The 14,812-nt window shown below is 68.8% G+C and carries 18 protein-coding genes and 1 tRNA gene; 9 read left to right on the top strand and 10 right to left on the bottom strand.

What is annotated here, in order from left to right; genetic code table 11:
- Window positions 1-21: 21 nt before the first annotated feature.
- Both OG246_RS09655 and OG246_RS09650 read right to left on the bottom strand, forming a co-directional pair.
- Window positions 22-94: transfer RNA gene (locus tag OG246_RS09655), tRNA-Arg, on the bottom strand.
- A 393-nt stretch (window positions 95-487) separates the two neighbouring features.
- A complete protein-coding gene (locus OG246_RS09650) occupies window positions 488-742 on the bottom strand; it encodes a hypothetical protein (protein WP_266458771.1) in 255 nt (84 codons plus the stop codon).
- A 178-nt stretch (window positions 743-920) separates the two neighbouring features.
- On the opposite strand from OG246_RS09650, the gene OG246_RS09645 reads away from it, so the two are divergent.
- From OG246_RS09645 to OG246_RS09610, 8 genes are all read left to right on the top strand, one after another.
- Entirely contained in the window at window positions 921-1,307 is a 387-nt protein-coding gene (locus OG246_RS09645; RefSeq protein ID WP_266458768.1) for a hypothetical protein, read from the top strand.
- Window positions 1,307-1,915, top strand: coding sequence for a hypothetical protein (locus OG246_RS09640; protein ID WP_266458765.1), 609 nt, complete (start codon window positions 1,307-1,309; stop codon window positions 1,913-1,915). Before OG246_RS09645 ends, OG246_RS09640 begins: the two co-directional genes overlap by 1 nt.
- 86 nt (window positions 1,916-2,001) lie before the next feature.
- On the top strand, window positions 2,002-2,382 hold the full coding sequence (locus OG246_RS09635; RefSeq protein WP_266458763.1) for a hypothetical protein: 381 nt from the start codon (window positions 2,002-2,004) through the stop codon (window positions 2,380-2,382).
- The gene (locus OG246_RS09630) at window positions 2,379-2,735 is read left to right on the top strand and encodes a hypothetical protein (RefSeq protein ID WP_266458760.1); all 357 of its coding nucleotides are present in this window, start codon (window positions 2,379-2,381) and stop codon (window positions 2,733-2,735) included. Before OG246_RS09635 ends, OG246_RS09630 begins: the two co-directional genes overlap by 4 nt.
- Before the next feature lie 5 nt (window positions 2,736-2,740).
- Window positions 2,741-3,094: a helix-turn-helix domain-containing protein gene (locus OG246_RS09625; protein WP_266458757.1), complete on the top strand. Its 354-nt coding sequence runs from the start codon at window positions 2,741-2,743 to the stop codon at window positions 3,092-3,094.
- Window positions 3,091-3,249: a hypothetical protein gene (locus OG246_RS09620; RefSeq protein ID WP_266458754.1), complete on the top strand. Its 159-nt coding sequence runs from the start codon at window positions 3,091-3,093 to the stop codon at window positions 3,247-3,249. The genes OG246_RS09625 and OG246_RS09620 overlap by 4 nt, the downstream gene beginning before the upstream one ends.
- On the top strand, window positions 3,246-3,560 hold the full coding sequence (locus tag OG246_RS09615) for a hypothetical protein (protein ID WP_266458751.1): 315 nt from the start codon (window positions 3,246-3,248) through the stop codon (window positions 3,558-3,560). The genes OG246_RS09620 and OG246_RS09615 overlap by 4 nt, the downstream gene beginning before the upstream one ends.
- A gap of 2 nt (window positions 3,561-3,562) precedes the next feature.
- Window positions 3,563-5,626, top strand: a complete 2,064-nt coding sequence (locus OG246_RS09610; RefSeq protein ID WP_266458747.1) for a cell division protein FtsK — start codon at window positions 3,563-3,565, stop codon at window positions 5,624-5,626.
- 314 nt (window positions 5,627-5,940) lie between these two features.
- Here OG246_RS09610 and OG246_RS09605 read toward each other — a convergent pair whose 3' ends face one another.
- From OG246_RS09605 to OG246_RS09590, 4 genes are read right to left on the bottom strand one after another with little or no spacing between them, the layout of a single operon-like run.
- Window positions 5,941-6,417: a hypothetical protein gene (locus OG246_RS09605; protein WP_266458744.1), complete on the bottom strand. Its 477-nt coding sequence runs from the start codon at window positions 6,415-6,417 to the stop codon at window positions 5,941-5,943.
- A gap of 25 nt (window positions 6,418-6,442) precedes the next feature.
- Entirely contained in the window at window positions 6,443-7,294 is an 852-nt protein-coding gene (locus tag OG246_RS09600) for a helix-turn-helix transcriptional regulator (protein WP_266458741.1), read from the bottom strand.
- 23 nt (window positions 7,295-7,317) lie between these two features.
- Window positions 7,318-7,845 carry a DUF6879 family protein gene (locus OG246_RS09595; protein ID WP_266458739.1) on the bottom strand — a complete coding sequence of 176 codons (528 nt, stop codon included), beginning with the start codon at window positions 7,843-7,845 and terminating at the stop codon, window positions 7,318-7,320.
- On the bottom strand, window positions 7,817-8,077 hold the full coding sequence (locus tag OG246_RS09590) for a hypothetical protein (RefSeq protein ID WP_266458737.1): 261 nt from the start codon (window positions 8,075-8,077) through the stop codon (window positions 7,817-7,819). Before OG246_RS09590 ends, OG246_RS09595 begins: the two co-directional genes overlap by 29 nt.
- 1,099 nt (window positions 8,078-9,176) lie before the next feature.
- Here OG246_RS09590 and OG246_RS09580 point away from each other — a divergent pair.
- The gene (locus OG246_RS09580) at window positions 9,177-9,740 is read left to right on the top strand and encodes a hypothetical protein (protein ID WP_266458735.1); all 564 of its coding nucleotides are present in this window, start codon (window positions 9,177-9,179) and stop codon (window positions 9,738-9,740) included.
- 94 nt (window positions 9,741-9,834) lie between these two features.
- Here the strand turns inward: OG246_RS09580 and OG246_RS09575 are convergent, their stop codons facing one another.
- The 4 genes from OG246_RS09575 to OG246_RS09560 are packed head-to-tail and all read right to left on the bottom strand — an operon-like array spanning window position 9,835 to window position 14,712.
- Window positions 9,835-13,071 carry a hypothetical protein gene (locus OG246_RS09575; RefSeq protein ID WP_266458732.1) on the bottom strand — a complete coding sequence of 1,079 codons (3,237 nt, stop codon included), beginning with the start codon at window positions 13,069-13,071 and terminating at the stop codon, window positions 9,835-9,837.
- A complete protein-coding gene (locus OG246_RS09570) occupies window positions 13,068-13,475 on the bottom strand; it encodes a hypothetical protein (RefSeq protein ID WP_266458729.1) in 408 nt (135 codons plus the stop codon). The genes OG246_RS09575 and OG246_RS09570 overlap by 4 nt, the downstream gene beginning before the upstream one ends.
- Window positions 13,472-13,840 (bottom strand): hypothetical protein, encoded by a 369-nt coding sequence (locus OG246_RS09565; RefSeq protein ID WP_266458726.1) that lies wholly within the window; start codon window positions 13,838-13,840, stop codon window positions 13,472-13,474. Before OG246_RS09565 ends, OG246_RS09570 begins: the two co-directional genes overlap by 4 nt.
- The gene (locus OG246_RS09560; protein ID WP_266458724.1) at window positions 13,837-14,712 is read right to left on the bottom strand and encodes a hypothetical protein; all 876 of its coding nucleotides are present in this window, start codon (window positions 14,710-14,712) and stop codon (window positions 13,837-13,839) included. The genes OG246_RS09565 and OG246_RS09560 overlap by 4 nt, the downstream gene beginning before the upstream one ends.
- Between the last annotated feature and the right edge of the window lie 100 nt (window positions 14,713-14,812).

Genomic DNA, 14,812 nt, shown 5'->3' with positions numbered 1-14,812 from the left:
ATCCGGGGCCTTTGACCTGTGTGCACTCGGCAGGATTCGAACCTGCAACCTTCTGATCCGTAGTCAGATGCTCTATCCGTTAAGCTACGAGTGCTTGTTTTGTTTTTGTGCCGTTTCCTGGGCTTTCGACCCGCTCGCGGCGACAGGAAGAACATTACATGACTGCCGCCGCCATGTGAAATCCGTTTGCCGCACCCCTTGTGAGCTGGGCAAACATGCTCTGGCCTGGGGTTACACCGAAGCCCCGGACCTGATGGGCCGGGGCTTCGGATCTTGGTGCGGAGGCGGAGGGATTTGAACCCTCGATGGGCTTGAAGGCCCAAACCGCATTAGCAGTGTGTTGCCCCTCGTATGAGGATGAAGGGCCGCGACTCGCCGAGACGCTCCGCCGCAGGTCACAACCGCATTGCCGTCGGACGTGGTTGGTCCTCGTCGGAACGCGTACGGGCCACTTGGTGCCAGCGCGGTGCCATCACTCGGTGCCATCTCAACTCTGGGCCGGCCGCCCGCCTTTGCGCGCGCGGCGCTCGCTGAGCTCCTGCTCGGCACGGGCGAGGTCCGCCTTGTCCTCGTCGGTGCCGTGCTCCAGGACGCGGGCCTTCATGTGCCCCAGAAGGTCGTTCGTGCGGTCGGTGTCGAGCCGCTCGCAGACACGCCCGTACGCCTTCCACATCAGCTCAGGCACTCGGATCGGGCGGGCGGGCGTGTGTCGCTTCGACGCCCCCGCGGACTGCTCGGCCATCGGTCTCCCATTCCTTGTAGACACACGGATCCTCTCACGGGGGTTGTGTATCTACAAGGTTCCGAGTACTGTGTAGATACAAGGTTAACCGCTCCGGAAACGGAGCGGCCCCCGGGCGGTGTTAGAGCACCGATCCGGGGGCCTGACGGAAGCACCTGACATCACCAGGAGATCCGCTGTGAAGCATGTTCCCACCCACCGCGAGCACCGCGCGACGCGCCGTACGCTCCGCGCCACCCTCCGCCGTCGTACGGCCGAGACCCGCGCCACCGCCCGCGCCCTTCGCGCCGTCGCCGCTGGCACCCCTCAGCCCGTCCGTACCCGCCTCGTCGCGGCCGGCCTGGACGACGCCACCGCCCGCCGCTTCGCCGGGGCCTTCTCCCGCGGCGTGATCGCCGACGACGTCCGCGAGACCCGCATCAAGCTCAAGGGCCGCGTCTGCAAGACCGTCGCCGTGAAGCTGTACACCGCCCACACCTTCGCCGCCCGGCTGATGGCGTACCGCCCCAAGGACAAGACCGCGGCCGCCGCGTTCGCCCGCGTCGCCCTGGTGGTGGCTGCCTGATGCGTACCAACCACGTCCCCGCCGTCGACACCAACACGGCCGGCCACCTGCCGTACGCCGTCCAGACCGCAGCCGCTGCCGAGTCCGCGGACCGGCACATCGCCCGCAACTACCCGCACGTGGCCGAGCTGCTGGCCGACGTCGGCGCCCGCGAGCACCCCGAGGACGAGGGCATCCTCCTCGACCTCGTCAAGGTCATCGCCGCTACGCCCAATGCGGTCCACACGGCTATGCAGAAGGCCGTGCCGGACAAGTACACCGTCGAGCTTGCCAGCCAGCTCGCTGCCGACTTGATCGCGCAGTTCAACGTCATGCGGCAGCCCGCCGCCTGCCCGGTGTACCGCGACTGCATCGAGACCGGCCCGCACTACGACCACAGCGGCCACGACCTGCTGAAGGTCATGGACGAGACCGGCCGCGAGTCTCTCCTCGACGCCGGAATGATCGGCCTGTCCAGCGACGACCCGCGCGCCACGGTCTACATCCGCAACGCGGAGTTCACCGACGCGGCCTCGGTCCGTCAGAAGACCGCGGAGCTGCGGTCCTTCCTGGACCAGGTCGACGCGCTCGCAGACCGGGTGTTCACCGACCACCAGGCCCGCGCGTAGCTCAACCAAGACGGCCCCGGGCTCAGCGACTCCACCGCTGGCCCGGGGCCTTGGCCCGAACCCCCTCGAACCAGGGAGCCAGACCCATGCAGGAACCTACCCTCGACGCGCCCGTCCGCGACCTCCTCGCCGCCATCCGCGACGCCCTCGACGTACCCCTCGCCCACCGGCCCATCGACGACACCGTCCGCGCCGACCTCCTCACCCGCCGCGCCTCCGACACCCGCGTCATCGTCGAACTGCTCCTGCAGCACGACGACATCGCCCACCACACGGCCCGCCTCCGCGAGTGGACGGCCGAGCACCCGCTCACCTACCCGACGTGGCAGGCCCGCGCCGAACTTGCCGCGGCCGAGGAGGCGGACCTCCTCGCCGACCAGGCGGCCCGCCGCTCGGTCGAGACACAGTTCCCCGTCGTAGCCGCGTTCCTCGCCGACGAGAACACCGCTCGAGGTGAAGGCCGATGAGCGAGCCCCGCACCGTCACCCTGCAGACCCTCGACCGGGGAGAGATCAGCATCCCCGAACCGGCGTGGTGCATCGGCCACCAGGACCGGCACCCCGAGGACTACGTCGACACCCTGCACCTCGGCCCCGACGTCGAACTCCGTTTCCACGGGCACCTGATCGGCACCGCAGGCCTCGTGCAGTCCCCGTACGGCGAGACCCTCACCCGCGAGCCCGGGGTGTCGGTGAGCCTGCTCAGCCAGACCCTCGACCCGGTGGCCCTGTACGAACTCGCGGCCACACTCGACGCGCACGCCGACCAACTCCGCGACCTCGCCGACCAGCTGGACACGCTCCTCGGAGGTGGCCGATGAGCGGCATGTCCGTTGGCACCCGCCGCATCCTCGTCGCGCACCTCGCCGAGCGCCGCATGAGCGTGCCCGAGATCGCCTCCGAGCTGGGAGTTTCCAAGGAAACCGTGCGCAGGGACCTCCACAACCCGCCCCCCGCCGTCGAGCCTGAGACGCCCCCGGATGTGGCGCCTCCTGCGCCCGGTCTTGTGCTCCCCGAGAGCAAGCAACTGCGGCAGGACCTGAACGTCCTCACGACCGCATTCCGCGGCAAGCCGGAGGACGTCGCACGGTTCGCCATCCACCAGGCTGCGCAGCCCATCCGGCAGCACTGGCAGGCCCGCATGGACGCGCGCGCGGAGCAGCAGGAGGCCCGCTCATGAGGTGGATTCTGCTCGGCGCGCTCCTCGGTCTGCTCCTGGTGCTCTGCCCGTCGGTCGTCCTGGCGCTGGCCGCGAACTCCCTCGTCGTCGCATTCGGTGTGGGCTTCGCGGTCCGGCCGTCCGTGGCCCGGAGCGTGCGGAGGTGGGCGCCGTGACCGAGCCCGTACAGAGACAGCAGATCGGCTACGACCTCGCGGGCAACCCGATGTACGCGGCGCCCGCCACCTACGCGCCGGCCCAGGTTGCTCAGGCGCCGTTGCAGCCGCTGAAGGCGTACCCGTGGGGCGCGTACCTGGGGGCTGGCTGCTTCGCCCTGGTCGCCCTGGTCATCGTCGGCTTTGTGATCGTGGCCATCCTGATCGGCCTGTCGATCGCGCTCGTCGTGCTGGCCATCGGCGTCGTCGCCCTCGTCATCTGCCTGCTCGTCCTGCGCTCGATGTGGCGCGACTACCAGAGGGGCCGCTGACCATGACCGACACCGTCAAGAGCCCTGCCGAGACTGCGGTACGGTCGCGCCGCCGCGTCCGTATCGACGCCCTGCGCCGGGTCGTTGTCGAGGCCCGCGAGCACACCACGTACCGGCTCCTGGTACGCCACGGCGCCTACGTACTCGGGGGTACCCGCGTCCTCACCCGACGGGCATGGGAAGCCCGCACGACCGCGATGCACTCCCGCATGATGCGCGCCGCGGAGATCGCCGGGAACGAGGAACTCGTCCGCCAGTGGGAACAGCGCGCCTACGCCTACCGGTTCGCCCGCCACAAGCGGCGCATGGACCTCTTGCAGATGCTCCTCAACGCCCCGAAAGCAATCGCCTCCGCAGTCCTCGCCACGGGCAGCGTCCTGCTCGTCCTCGGCATCATGCTGGCCTGGTACAACCACGACGTCCGAGACGTCCTCACCCCGCTCGCCACGGTGATTGAGCTGGTCGGATGGGTCGCACTCATCGCGGGCGTGCTGTGGGAGCCGCTGCTGTACTCGCTGCCCTGGCTCGCCCTCACCGGAGTGTGGGCTGTTGGCCGGCACCGCCAGACCGCCCCGTCGTGGGCACTCCCGGTCGGCGGTGACGAGCGGGACGTCGTGCCCGACGAGGGCGCCATCCTGCGGGCGCTCGGCAACCTCGGTATCGCCCCGCTCAACAAGGCCATCAAGGACGGGTGGCAACCGCGCTGGGAGCAGCCGACCACCCGCTCGGGGAACGGCTGGCACACGCAGTTGCAACTGCCCATGGGCGTCACCGTGGAAATGATCTGCGGAAAGAAGAGCGTCCTCGCGCACAACCTGCTCCGCAAGCCGGTCGAGGTGTGGCCGACCGAGCCCCCGAAGCAGCCCGGCACCCTGGACCTGTGGGTGGCCGACCAGGGCTCGCTGTCCGGGCCGGTCCCGCCGTGGCCGCTGCTCACGGAGGGCACGACCGACTACTTCAAGGGCGTGCCGGTCGCCATCTCGCAGCGCGGCGAGGCCATCATCGGGAAGCTGATGGCCGCGAACTACATGGTCGGCGGGATCATGGGTTCGGGTAAGTCGTCGCTGGTCATCGCCCTTTTGCTTGGCGCGATCCTCGATCCGATCGTCATCGTCGAGGCGTACGTCATGGCGTACAACACGGACTACGACCCGCTGAAGCCGCGCCTGAAGACACTGGTCAAGGGCGACGACGACGAGGACATCCACGCCGCGCTCAAAGCCCTGCGCAGCCTGCGCGACGAGGTCACCCTGCGGGGCAAGCTGCTCGAGGAACTCGGCGAAGGCGCCACGAAGGTGACGCGTGAGCTGGCCCTGAAGGATCCGCGGATGCGGCCGAAGGTCGTCGTCTTCGACGAGTGCCACGAGCTGTTCATGCACAAGGAGTACGGCAAAGAGGCCGCCGAGCTGGCCATCAAGGTCATGAAGAAGGCCCGCAAGACCGCCATCACCCTCATCTGGGTCACGGTCTCCCCGACCGCGGACAGCCTCCCGCGGGACGTCACCCGCAACACCTCCCACCGGGTCGCGTTCGCGGTCGGCGACCACGTGGCCAACGACGGCCTGCTCGGCTCCGGCCGCCACAAGGCCGGCGTCACCGCCACCACCCTGATCCCGGGCGAGGACGTCGGCACGGCCGTGACCGTGGGGTTCAGCAACAAACCGTTCGAGGTCGTGCGCGCCCACTACGTGGCGCGTGACCCCGACAAGGGCGTCGACGAGGTGACCCCGGTCGTCGCGCGGGCGATGGGTCTGTACGAGGGCGGCCCGGTCGTCGGCGAGCCGATGTTCCAGCCGGCCGACCCGCTCGCCGACGTCGCCGCGGTCCTCGCCGATGAGACGCGCGTGCTCGCTCAGGAGGTGCTGCACCGGCTCGCCGCGCGGAACCCGGAGGCATACGGCAGCTGGGGCCCGACGGACCTGAAGCGCGCCCTGGAGCCGTACGGAGCCGAGCAGTACAAGTCCAACGGGGTGATGGTCGTGGCCCGCGACCGCGTCCAAGACGCCGTGTTGGAGCGCCTCGCGGAGGACGTCGACGACTTCGACGAGGAGGAGGGACCCGCCTAGATCCTGGGGAGTTCTCCCCGAAGCCTCCCTGATCCCCCTCCCCCGGAGTGACCTGCACATATGCGGGTTCAGGGAGGGCAGGGAGGCCGGTCTAGGTGAGGCGAGGAAACGGGAAACAGAGGGTTCAGCCTCCCCCGACCGGCCTCCCTCCCCGTACGACAACGGCCCCCGCCTCGATGAGGACGGGGGCCGTTTCGCGTTGCTCACGCCCGCCCGCCGAGTGCCATACGAGTGCCATCACCCACACAAACCTGCAGGTCACAGCCAACACACCGCATCCCTTATGCGGTTCCACCCCTGCCTGATCTCTGCGATCAGGCAAGGGTGGAGAAGATGTTGCCGACCAGGCCGACCACGATGCCGATACCCAACACGATCGGCCCCCGGTACGCCCTGGCCCAGGACGTCTGACCATCGCCCACGACGTATCCCCGCAGCTTCGTGAACTGGTCGTCGATGGTCTCCTCGGAAGCCTTCAGGGCGCCTTGGAACTCTTTCCTGAGGCGTTCCCTCGCCTCCTCTTCCCGACGGTCGAGTTCGTCACGCAGACCGAGCTGTGCCGCCTCCAGAGCCTCGATGCGCTGCTCCACCGTCTGACCGTGCACCGTCCCAGTGGCCGTCGCCCTCAAGCCGCCAAAGAGGCCGTGAGCCGACCCGTACACGGTGCGCGGAAAATCCAGATACGACGCCAGGCGCTGGCGTGCCGTACGGATGTCCTTGATGGTCCGCCAGATGCCCCAAATCTCCAGGGCGGCGGCTATCAAGGCGAGGGTCACGGCAGCGGTGGTCATGCCGGGAGGGTAGCCCTGCACGTGGTCAGTGCAGCGCGTCGATGGCCTTCACGATCAGAGCGCGCGCGTCCGCGCCGTACACGGCCATGCCGCGCAGCTGCTCGAATGCCTCCACGTAGAGGGCGATCTCCGACGGCTGGGTGACCTGGACGCGGGCCGCGAGTAGCTCGACCGAGACGAGGCTCTCGTCATACACGTGGAACACCTCGTGAGGCCACATGGGGCGCTCCCGCGTCGCGCTGGGGATGATGCCCAGCGACACCTGCGGCAGAGCGCCAGCGGTGAGCAGGTGGCCGAGCTGGGCAGCCATCGCGTCCTCGTCGCCCAACTGGTAGTAGAGCACCGCCTCCTCGACGACCATCACGAACCGGCGCCCCGGCTCGTGGATGATGCGCGAGCGCTCCAGCCGCGCCGCCACCGCCTCCACCACATCGTCGGGGATGTCACGGAACCTCATGATCGACGACATCAGCCCCACCGCGTAGCCCTCGGTCTGGAGCAGGCCGGGAACCATGGTGGGCGAGTAGACCCGGAACATCTGCGTCGACTTGAACAGCGGGACGTAGCTGTTCTGCAGCTGCTTCAGGCCGGTGCGTACCTTGCGCCGCCACTCCATGTACATGGACTCGGCGGTACGGGACTGGGCGATGATGTCGTCGGCCTGCCCGCCGGCGCCGCACGCCTCGCACCAGCGGCGGATGTCGTCGGCCGAGGGCGGTGTGCGGGCACCCTCGATCCGGTAGGTCTTCGGGTGGGACCAGCCGCAGCGCGAAGCCAGCTCAGGCCCAGTGATCCCGGCGTCGGCGCGGAGTTCTTTCAGGCGTCCGGCGACTGCTTCGCGTGCGGCCTGGGCCGAGGAGGACGGGGAGATGGGCATGAGCTGGCCTGGTCACCTTCGCGCTAGCTGATCTTGTAGTGGTCGTGCGGGACACCGCGGTCCCACACTGCTTCGAAGGCGTCGGCGCACAGCTTTGCCGCGGCCGGGTCCTCGCTGATCTCGCCGCCGGCGGAGGCTCCCTCGCCGGTGAAGTGGTTCCACCGGATCAGGCGGCCGTCGAACAGCCAGAAGTCGTTGCCCGGCAGCGCGATGTCCGAGGCCTGACGGCGCGGCAGCCACCGCACTTGTTCGCCCGCGGCGACGTTGGTGAACGTTCCGTCGTACAGGAACCGTGTGTACTCGCTGACCGGTTCGGACACGATCCGGGCCCGGCGCACGACGACGCCGCGGCCCACCGTCTCCTGGATCAGGTCGAGCCACGGCCGCCACCAGGACGCACGGTCCGCGGGGTCGTGACGGAGTCCCGCCCGCCAGTCGACGAACGGGCCCTTCTCGTAGTCGACGGCGTAGGAGTCACGCATCTCCATGTGGATGGCCGTACTCGCTGCCGTACCGAGGAGTTCAGGGAACGTCGGGACGCTCGACGGCATCGCACGCCTCCCTGATCATGTGCACCATCCTGGCGGGGATACGGATCACTGCCTCGTGGTCCGGGACGCCCACCGCGTGGCCGGGCACCTCGAACCGTGCGCACTCCGCTTCGAGTTCCGGGCCCGGCTTCCAGCCCTGGAGCACGAGTTCCTTCGCCTGCTGGTCAACCCACACGGTGGGGCTTTCGCCGTCGCCGGTATTGGGGTCGATCCCGATGAACTGTAGGTCCATGGCCGCCTCCGCTGCTCGTTGTGTTCAGGGATGTACACCACAGTCATGCGGGCGAGTTGGCAGGTCAAGACCGCAAACAAGACGCGTGTACATCGGTGCACATTCCTGGTGGCGGCGCTGTTCACGCTCCTAGCGTCGGGAGACACAAGGAAACCCGGCGGCCGCGTGAACGGCCCCGGGCTTGGCCGACTGGTTGGAGTCGACATGCCGGAGCCTACGCAGACTGCGGGCACCGCGAACAGTCCCACTGGGTACGGCTGGTGCGCGTGGCATCAGGGGTTCGCGCGGGGCGTGCGCCTCATCGATGTGATCGAGCACAGCTCCGGGCCGGGAACCGCCGGGAGGCACTTCGCGTGTCGGCCCTGCCGCGAGTCCTACGGCCTAGTCCCGCTGGCCGACCGGCCGATGCCCCGGCCGGAGGTGGATGCGACATGATCCGGCCCCTCGTCATACGGCCCATCGCGCCCGCCGAGTACAACAAGCTCCTGAGCCACTGCGCCAGGTGCTACACGTGCCGCACCGTCCCGGAGCGCGAGTGCCCGCAGGCCGCGCCACTGCGCCGCCAGTGGTCAGCGGCCGGGCGCGCGGCCCGAAGGGGTGGCCGATGAAGATCTGCGGACGCTGCGATCAACCGATCCGCCAGGGGCCGCCATCCACGGAGCACCCTGTCGACTCGCCCTCGCTCGCCGGAACGATCGTGTACCTGCATGTGAAGCGGTGCCGGCGGGTGCCCACCCAGAGCAACCAAGTCTCCTTGCGTCACTGAGACTCCCGCCCGTCCCGTACCCCGCGCCCAGGGGACGGGCGGGACCAGGCCTCGCCCGTCCTCGGCCCCCAGGCTCAACGAGGGCGGGCGGGACCAACCCTGACGCTGCGGTGTTCGCGTGTCCGCCGCCAGCGTCACCCGGTGCTCTGCCTCCCTCGGCCAGAGCACGGCCGCCCCGCCTCCCCCGGTACGAACAGGGGCGGGGCGGCCCTCACGTTCGGGGGGCCACACCGCCCACATCACCCCGCAGGGTCACAACACGGCCATACCTGCCACACAACGGTGCTCGCCCCACGATGATGCGACTCTCCACCACACCGTCATGGGGGGACCATGAGCAACACCACGCCACCACCCGCGCCCGACTTCCCACCGCCGCTCCCGCCCGAGGCGCCGGCGCCGAAGAAGAACCACACCAACGCGATCATCATCGGCGCCGCCGCCGCCATCGTCGCCACGATCATCACCACTGGCATCGTCGTCGTGCAGTCCACAAACGACGACAGCAAGCCGGCCACCACCGCCGCGTCGAGCGTCCCGGACGAGGACGTTGCTGCGCCCGCTGCAGAGGAGTCCGAGCAGACGTACGCCGCCCTTACCCCCGCCGACTTCACGATGGAGCTGCGCACCACCGAGCGGCAGTGCTTCGGGTCGGCGGGCTGCAACATCACGGTCGAGCCGACTCTGTCCTACGTGGGCGCCTGGAACGGGGTCGATCCGGACGCGGTCTACTCGATCACCTACGAGATTCGTGGCGATGAGTCCGGGCCGGTCATCGAGACGGCTGAGCTGTCGGACGAGACGAGCCTGAACTACACGCCGTCTCTGATCAGTGCCGCTTCGGCGAGCACGAAGGTGTCTGTAGAGATCACGGACGTTACGGTTCAGGGGTACTGAGCTGAGGGTGCATGCAACGGGCCCGGCGCCCCGCCCGGAGGGGGCAGGGCGCCGGCCCTGTGGAGCGCAGCCGCACGTGTACAGGCGTGCCATCTCAGCGGCCTCCCACGGCGGCGGGGAGGCGGCGCTGTCGGCTGAGGCGGTCCACGGACTTCGTCAGCCAGTTGTCGAGTTCGATCTGGGAGCCGATGACGCCGTCGTTGTGGACGTGCAGGTGAAGGTCTCCGGCCTGGATGACGGCGGCCGTGCGGTTGCTTGTGCGTGTCGAGGACACTGCCGGTGTGCTGACGCCCGGTGCGGCGACCGCGGACATCGACGCCGGAATCCCGGACGCGACTGTCGCGGCCACCTGGCTCATGGCGGTCCGGACCGCGGGCATAGTGCGCACGATGCCGCCCTGCAGACCGATGACCGTCATCCGTCCCACCGCGTCCATGACCCGCGACGGTGACTTGATGCCGAGACTCTTCTTGATCGCCGACTGCATGCCCTTCGCGATCGAGAGCATCAGCTTCTCGATGTCCTTCTGCTGTGACTTCAGCCCGGCAAGGAGCCCCTTGCCCGCGTTCTTCCCGGAGTCGTAGAGCATGTCCGCACCCGACTTACCCAGCTTCGACGAGGCGGCGCTGATCTGTGTGTTGAGGCTGTTGTACTGCTTGATCGTCGCCTTGTCCGCACCGGCCAACGACTTGGCGAACGCGCCGCCCGCCTCGGGTCCCATCTCCAGGATCTGCCGGAGCAAGTCCTTGTTCAGACCCTTCTTCTGCAGCTTGGCCACGTTCGACGTGAACGCTTTGATCGCGTTCAACGAGGCCTGCATCTGGCCCTTGACGTACTGCGGGGAGTACGCGTCAGCCTCGACGATCGAAGCGAGACTGCCTGTAGCCCGCGACGCATTCGCCGTATCCGCAGCGAACTTGTTCGCCTCCCCGATCCGCTTGGCGATCGCGTCCCGCTTCGCCGCTAGGGCCAGGAGCTCGTTCGTTTCGCGGGTGACCATGCTCACCAGGCCGGTTTCCTTGCGGCCGGAGAACGCCGCGCGGATGTCGGCAGAGAGGTCCTTGGCGACAGACTTGATCTTGTCGCGGGACGCGGTCAGGCCGGTGATGAAGCCCTTCCCGACGTCGTTTGCCAACGCCTTCGTCACGCGCGAGGGGGAAGAGATCTGGAGTTCCTGCCGCACGCCCGTCTCGACCGCGGCCGCCATCGTCCGTGCGGCAGCGAGGACGACGCCTACCGCCCCGGTCATCCCGGAAGCCAGCCCCGCCCCTACGTCGCCTCCTGCGCCGGTCATGCCACCGGCGGCCATGCCGAGCGTGCCGTCGTTGATGGACCGGAGCAGCGGCAGGTGCTTCGCCGTCTCCTTGGCGTTGACCACGAACTCCTTGTTCGACAGCCAGGGAGCGGACACCGAGTCAGAAGTCCCGGTGCCGGGCCCGTTGACGAGACCGCCGCCCGCGTAGCCCTTGCCGCGGTACTTGAAGCCACGCCCGGTGTAGAGACCGCCAGTCGCGCCCACGATGTCGTGCTGTGAACGGCCGACCAGGTAGTTCCTGACGTAGTTCGTGGTGATCGTGACGGTCTTGCTGCTGGGCAGCGAAGCGAGGTCGCCCTTGGCGCGCCGGACCTTCGCCTGCAGGTCGGTGATCGTCGCCCGCAGTGCCGCCTGCTTGGACGGCGGGACGGTCTTCAGCTTCGCCTTGGCTTCCTCGATCTGCGACTGCCAGTTGTTGATGTTCAGCTGCAGCTTGCCTGACGCCAGCTTCGGCGCAGTCGAGGCAGCGAACTCGCTGGCCTTCTTCTGCGCAGTATCCAGACTGCTGATGTAGCCGGACTTGAACTCGTCGAAGGCCTTGTTGGCGGACTTGAGCTTCCCTCCGATCTCTGGCACCCAGCCGAACGCGTGGGCCGCGCCGGAGATGATGCCGTCGAGGGCAGTCAGCACACCCTGCGAGACCATCTTGAAGGACTGAATGATCATCGGAGCCGCGTTGATCGCAGCGCCCGTCATGGTGATCATTGCGCCGCTGAAGACCCGGGCACCCTCCAAGATGCCGATCTTGTTTTCGGCAACCCAGATGTTGAGCTTCTGCAGCGGACCGACCGCCTTGTTCACCGAGTCGCCCACCGGCAGGAACGCACCGGCGATCGCAAGCCCGGCGTCCTTCGCGGTCGGCCCGACGATCGCTGCGACATCGCGGATCGTCTTCAGCCCGAACCCGAAGTCCTTGATCAGCGGGCGCGCCAGGATCAGGGCGTTGCGCAAGGTGTCCAGAGCACCAGCCACTGCGCTGCCGCCGGCCTGGAACGTCTGCCCGAAGAGCGGTCCCAAGGTGCGGCCCGCCTCCCCGGCGAACCGGCCGATCGCACCGAGCGCGTCGTTGACCATGCTGAACAGTCCGTCGAGCATCTGCGCTGTACCGGGGATGCCTGCCTTCAGCCCGTCGAACATCGAGGGCAGACCCTTGGAGAGCAGGCCGCCGAGCCCGTTCGAGAACGACGTCAGGGTCGGCCCGGAGGCCGCGCCGAAGTCGAGCAGGGACCGCGTGAACGGGCCGAGCGATCCGGTCATCTCCTGCACGAACTGGTTGCCCAGCTTCAGGTTGGCCTGCAAGTCACCCTGGAAGCCGCTGTCCTTCATCAACCTGCCGACGCCCTCGGCCGCCTTCCCGAACCCGGCGCCCATCTCGGTCATCGACTTGCCGAGGATCTCGACGACCGGTGCGGCGTCCTTCACGGCCTTCGTGAAGCCGGGCAGCGTCGCCTTCTGGATCTCCTTGCCGATCGGCCCGAACTCCTTCTTCAGACCGACGACCGACTTCGTGAAGTCCCGCTGCTCCGGGCCCATCTTCTTCAGGGCCTCGCGGTACTTCTCGGCGTCGGTACCGGCGAGCGCCACCGCGTCCCCGACCCCGGAGAACGCAAGCTTCAGCGTGCCCGCAGCCGCCCCGACGCCGACCATCATCGGCACCACCGCGCCGAGCGCAGGCAACAACGACGCCCCAGCGAGCACGCCGACACCCTTCAGCGCCCCGCCCAGGCCGCCGGCCCCAGTGCCGACCGAGGCGGCCGCCGACGCTGCGGCTCCCGCCAGGCCCTGCGCCGCCTGCGCCACACCGTTCAAAGCGACGGCGCCGCGGTTGGCGCCGGCATTGATGCTCACGCCCATCGTCCGCGCGGCCGCCGACGCCGACACGAACCGGCCGCGGACGTCCCGCAGCCTGCCTTGCGCATCGCGGGAGAAGTCGCGCATCGCGCGGTCGGCGTCGGTGGTGTCGGCGGTGACGCGGATACTGGCGTCGCCGACAACACCGCCTGCGGGGGTGCTCATGAGCCATCCCCTTCACCGGCGAAGAACCCCGACTGCTGCAGGTGATGCACGGCCGCCGCCGCCGTCTGCAGGTCCACACCCGCCTTCGCCACCGCGCCCACGGTCTGCGTCGACCCGAGCCGCACGTGCTCCCCCAACAGCTCGACAACGGCCAGCACATGGCGACAGTTCTTGGCCAGGATGGCGAGGTCCCCAAGCTGTACGTCCATGACGGCAGGCGACTCCGGCGAGGGCGCCCCGCTGATGTCGATCCCCGTCGCGGCGTGTACCTCGCGCCGGATCCGGTCGACCTCCTCCTCGGCCTCGCGAATGACGGCGTCGACCTTCTCCTTGGTGCGGTCCAGAACCGTCATCACGCGCTCCTGCGCCTCGGCCACCAGCTCGTCGTCCCGGGGCGCGCTCACTGCGGCACCTCCTCGGGGTGCGGCAGCACACCGGCCTCGACCAGATGCCGCGTCACATCCCGCACCAGCACGGGGTTCGCGGTCTTCAGCACGGCGCCGAGCGTCCGCTCGTCGTGCTCCATCACCGGGCGCAGCAACCGCACCGCACCCTCGAAGTTCGACGCCTGCCAGGACATGCGGGCCAGGTCCGTCCAGCCCGCATCCAGGACACCCGGCCGGCGCGCAAGAAGCCGCTCCCCGGACGCCGCTTCCACCCGCTGCACCACGTCCGCGATCGCCGTATCGAAAGCAATCTCCAGCTGCGCCAGCGCCGCACGCCCGGCAGCAATCAGGTCCTCGCGGTCACTGCCGCTCAACTCCCTCATCGCTGGCCCCGCTTCGACGCGAGACGCGGGCACGTGCACCGCGCGGCGAGCAGGTGCCCGCAGCGCAGCACCCCGGCCGGGACCGGCCGCCTGTCCACCCGGGCCGCGTCCGCCGTCAACGCGTTCAGGGTCTGCCGTAGCTGGATCGCGTAGCGCTGATCGCCGGACCGCTTCGCCGCGGTGAGACGCGTCTGCACCTCACGCCGACGCCGGGCGACCAACGCCTTCCCGTCGTCCCCGTCCTGGACCGGCTGAGCACGCTGCGGGCGAGGCGCGGGAGCAGCGGGCAGAGCAGCCGCCGCAGCCTCCGCACGGGCGTCTGGCGGACGATGACGCCCCGGATGCACCCGAGTAGCCAACGAGGCCAGCACCGCCCCGTACAACTGCGGTCCGCACACCGCGCACGGTTTCTGGTCGAACAGCGCGGCGAACCCCTCCGAGTACACATCAGGCGCCCAACCACCCAAGATCCGCGCGAAGTCCTGCGCCGAGCACCACCGGCACCCGTCCTTCACGCACGCCGCCGTCAGCGCTGCGACCCCGAACAACTGCCGCGCCTCGGTCCGCACGAGGCTCAGCCGTAGTCGCTGGCGCTCCGCCTCATACTGCGGAAGCACGGTCGTATCGCGCAGCGGGAACAGGCGCTCGCGCACATCACGCGCCAAGGTCACCGGCGTCTGCCGCTTGCTGGCCAGATCCAGAATCAGGGCCTCGCGTCGCAGAAGACGCACGGTCTCCACCTGCTCGGCATCCAGCTTCGCCGAGTCTGTGCCGGGCAGGAGGAACAGCTCCTGCCGCTCGATCATCTTGCGGACGCCCGAGTCGGAGAGTCCGAGGTGGCGCGCGGTCTGCGCGATGCTGAAAGCCGTCATGCCCGGACGGTAGGAGCAATCCCCAGAAGATCATTCCGGTGTGCACACCACGGTCCGGAAACCACGGTGCGCACACCCCGCTACGCTCAAAAACAGCGCA

Origin of the sequence: Streptomyces sp. NBC_00620, from assembly GCF_026341825.1 — a bacterium.
GTDB lineage: Bacteria > Actinomycetota > Actinomycetes > Streptomycetales > Streptomycetaceae > Streptomyces.
Note: the sequence above shows the minus strand (reverse complement) of the source record. Positions and strands in the feature narration are given on the sequence as shown.

What these genes read in the sequence shown, in the direction of transcription:
- OG246_RS09575 (WP_266458732.1), bottom strand. Translation starts at nt 13,071, where the DNA reads ATGAGCACCCCCGCAGGCGGTGTTGTCGGCGACGCCAGTATCCGCGTC.
- OG246_RS09605 (WP_266458744.1), bottom strand. Translation starts at nt 6,417, where the DNA reads ATGACCACCGCTGCCGTGACCCTCGCCTTGATAGCCGCCGCCCTGGAG.
- OG246_RS09620 (WP_266458754.1), top strand. Translation starts at nt 3,091, where the DNA reads ATGAGGTGGATTCTGCTCGGCGCGCTCCTCGGTCTGCTCCTGGTGCTC.
- OG246_RS09635 (WP_266458763.1), top strand. Translation starts at nt 2,002, where the DNA reads ATGCAGGAACCTACCCTCGACGCGCCCGTCCGCGACCTCCTCGCCGCC.
- OG246_RS09580 (WP_266458735.1), top strand. Translation starts at nt 9,177, where the DNA reads ATGAGCAACACCACGCCACCACCCGCGCCCGACTTCCCACCGCCGCTC.
- OG246_RS09595 (WP_266458739.1), bottom strand. Translation starts at nt 7,845, where the DNA reads ATGCCGTCGAGCGTCCCGACGTTCCCTGAACTCCTCGGTACGGCAGCG.
- OG246_RS09590 (WP_266458737.1), bottom strand. Translation starts at nt 8,077, where the DNA reads ATGGACCTACAGTTCATCGGGATCGACCCCAATACCGGCGACGGCGAA.
- OG246_RS09625 (WP_266458757.1), top strand. Translation starts at nt 2,741, where the DNA reads ATGTCCGTTGGCACCCGCCGCATCCTCGTCGCGCACCTCGCCGAGCGC.
- OG246_RS09560 (WP_266458724.1), bottom strand. Translation starts at nt 14,712, where the DNA reads ATGACGGCTTTCAGCATCGCGCAGACCGCGCGCCACCTCGGACTCTCC.
- OG246_RS09640 (WP_266458765.1), top strand. Translation starts at nt 1,307, where the DNA reads ATGCGTACCAACCACGTCCCCGCCGTCGACACCAACACGGCCGGCCAC.
- OG246_RS09565 (WP_266458726.1), bottom strand. Translation starts at nt 13,840, where the DNA reads ATGAGGGAGTTGAGCGGCAGTGACCGCGAGGACCTGATTGCTGCCGGG.
- OG246_RS09610 (WP_266458747.1), top strand. Translation starts at nt 3,563, where the DNA reads ATGACCGACACCGTCAAGAGCCCTGCCGAGACTGCGGTACGGTCGCGC.
- OG246_RS09600 (WP_266458741.1), bottom strand. Translation starts at nt 7,294, where the DNA reads ATGCCCATCTCCCCGTCCTCCTCGGCCCAGGCCGCACGCGAAGCAGTC.
- OG246_RS09630 (WP_266458760.1), top strand. Translation starts at nt 2,379, where the DNA reads ATGAGCGAGCCCCGCACCGTCACCCTGCAGACCCTCGACCGGGGAGAG.
- OG246_RS09650 (WP_266458771.1), bottom strand. Translation starts at nt 742, where the DNA reads ATGGCCGAGCAGTCCGCGGGGGCGTCGAAGCGACACACGCCCGCCCGC.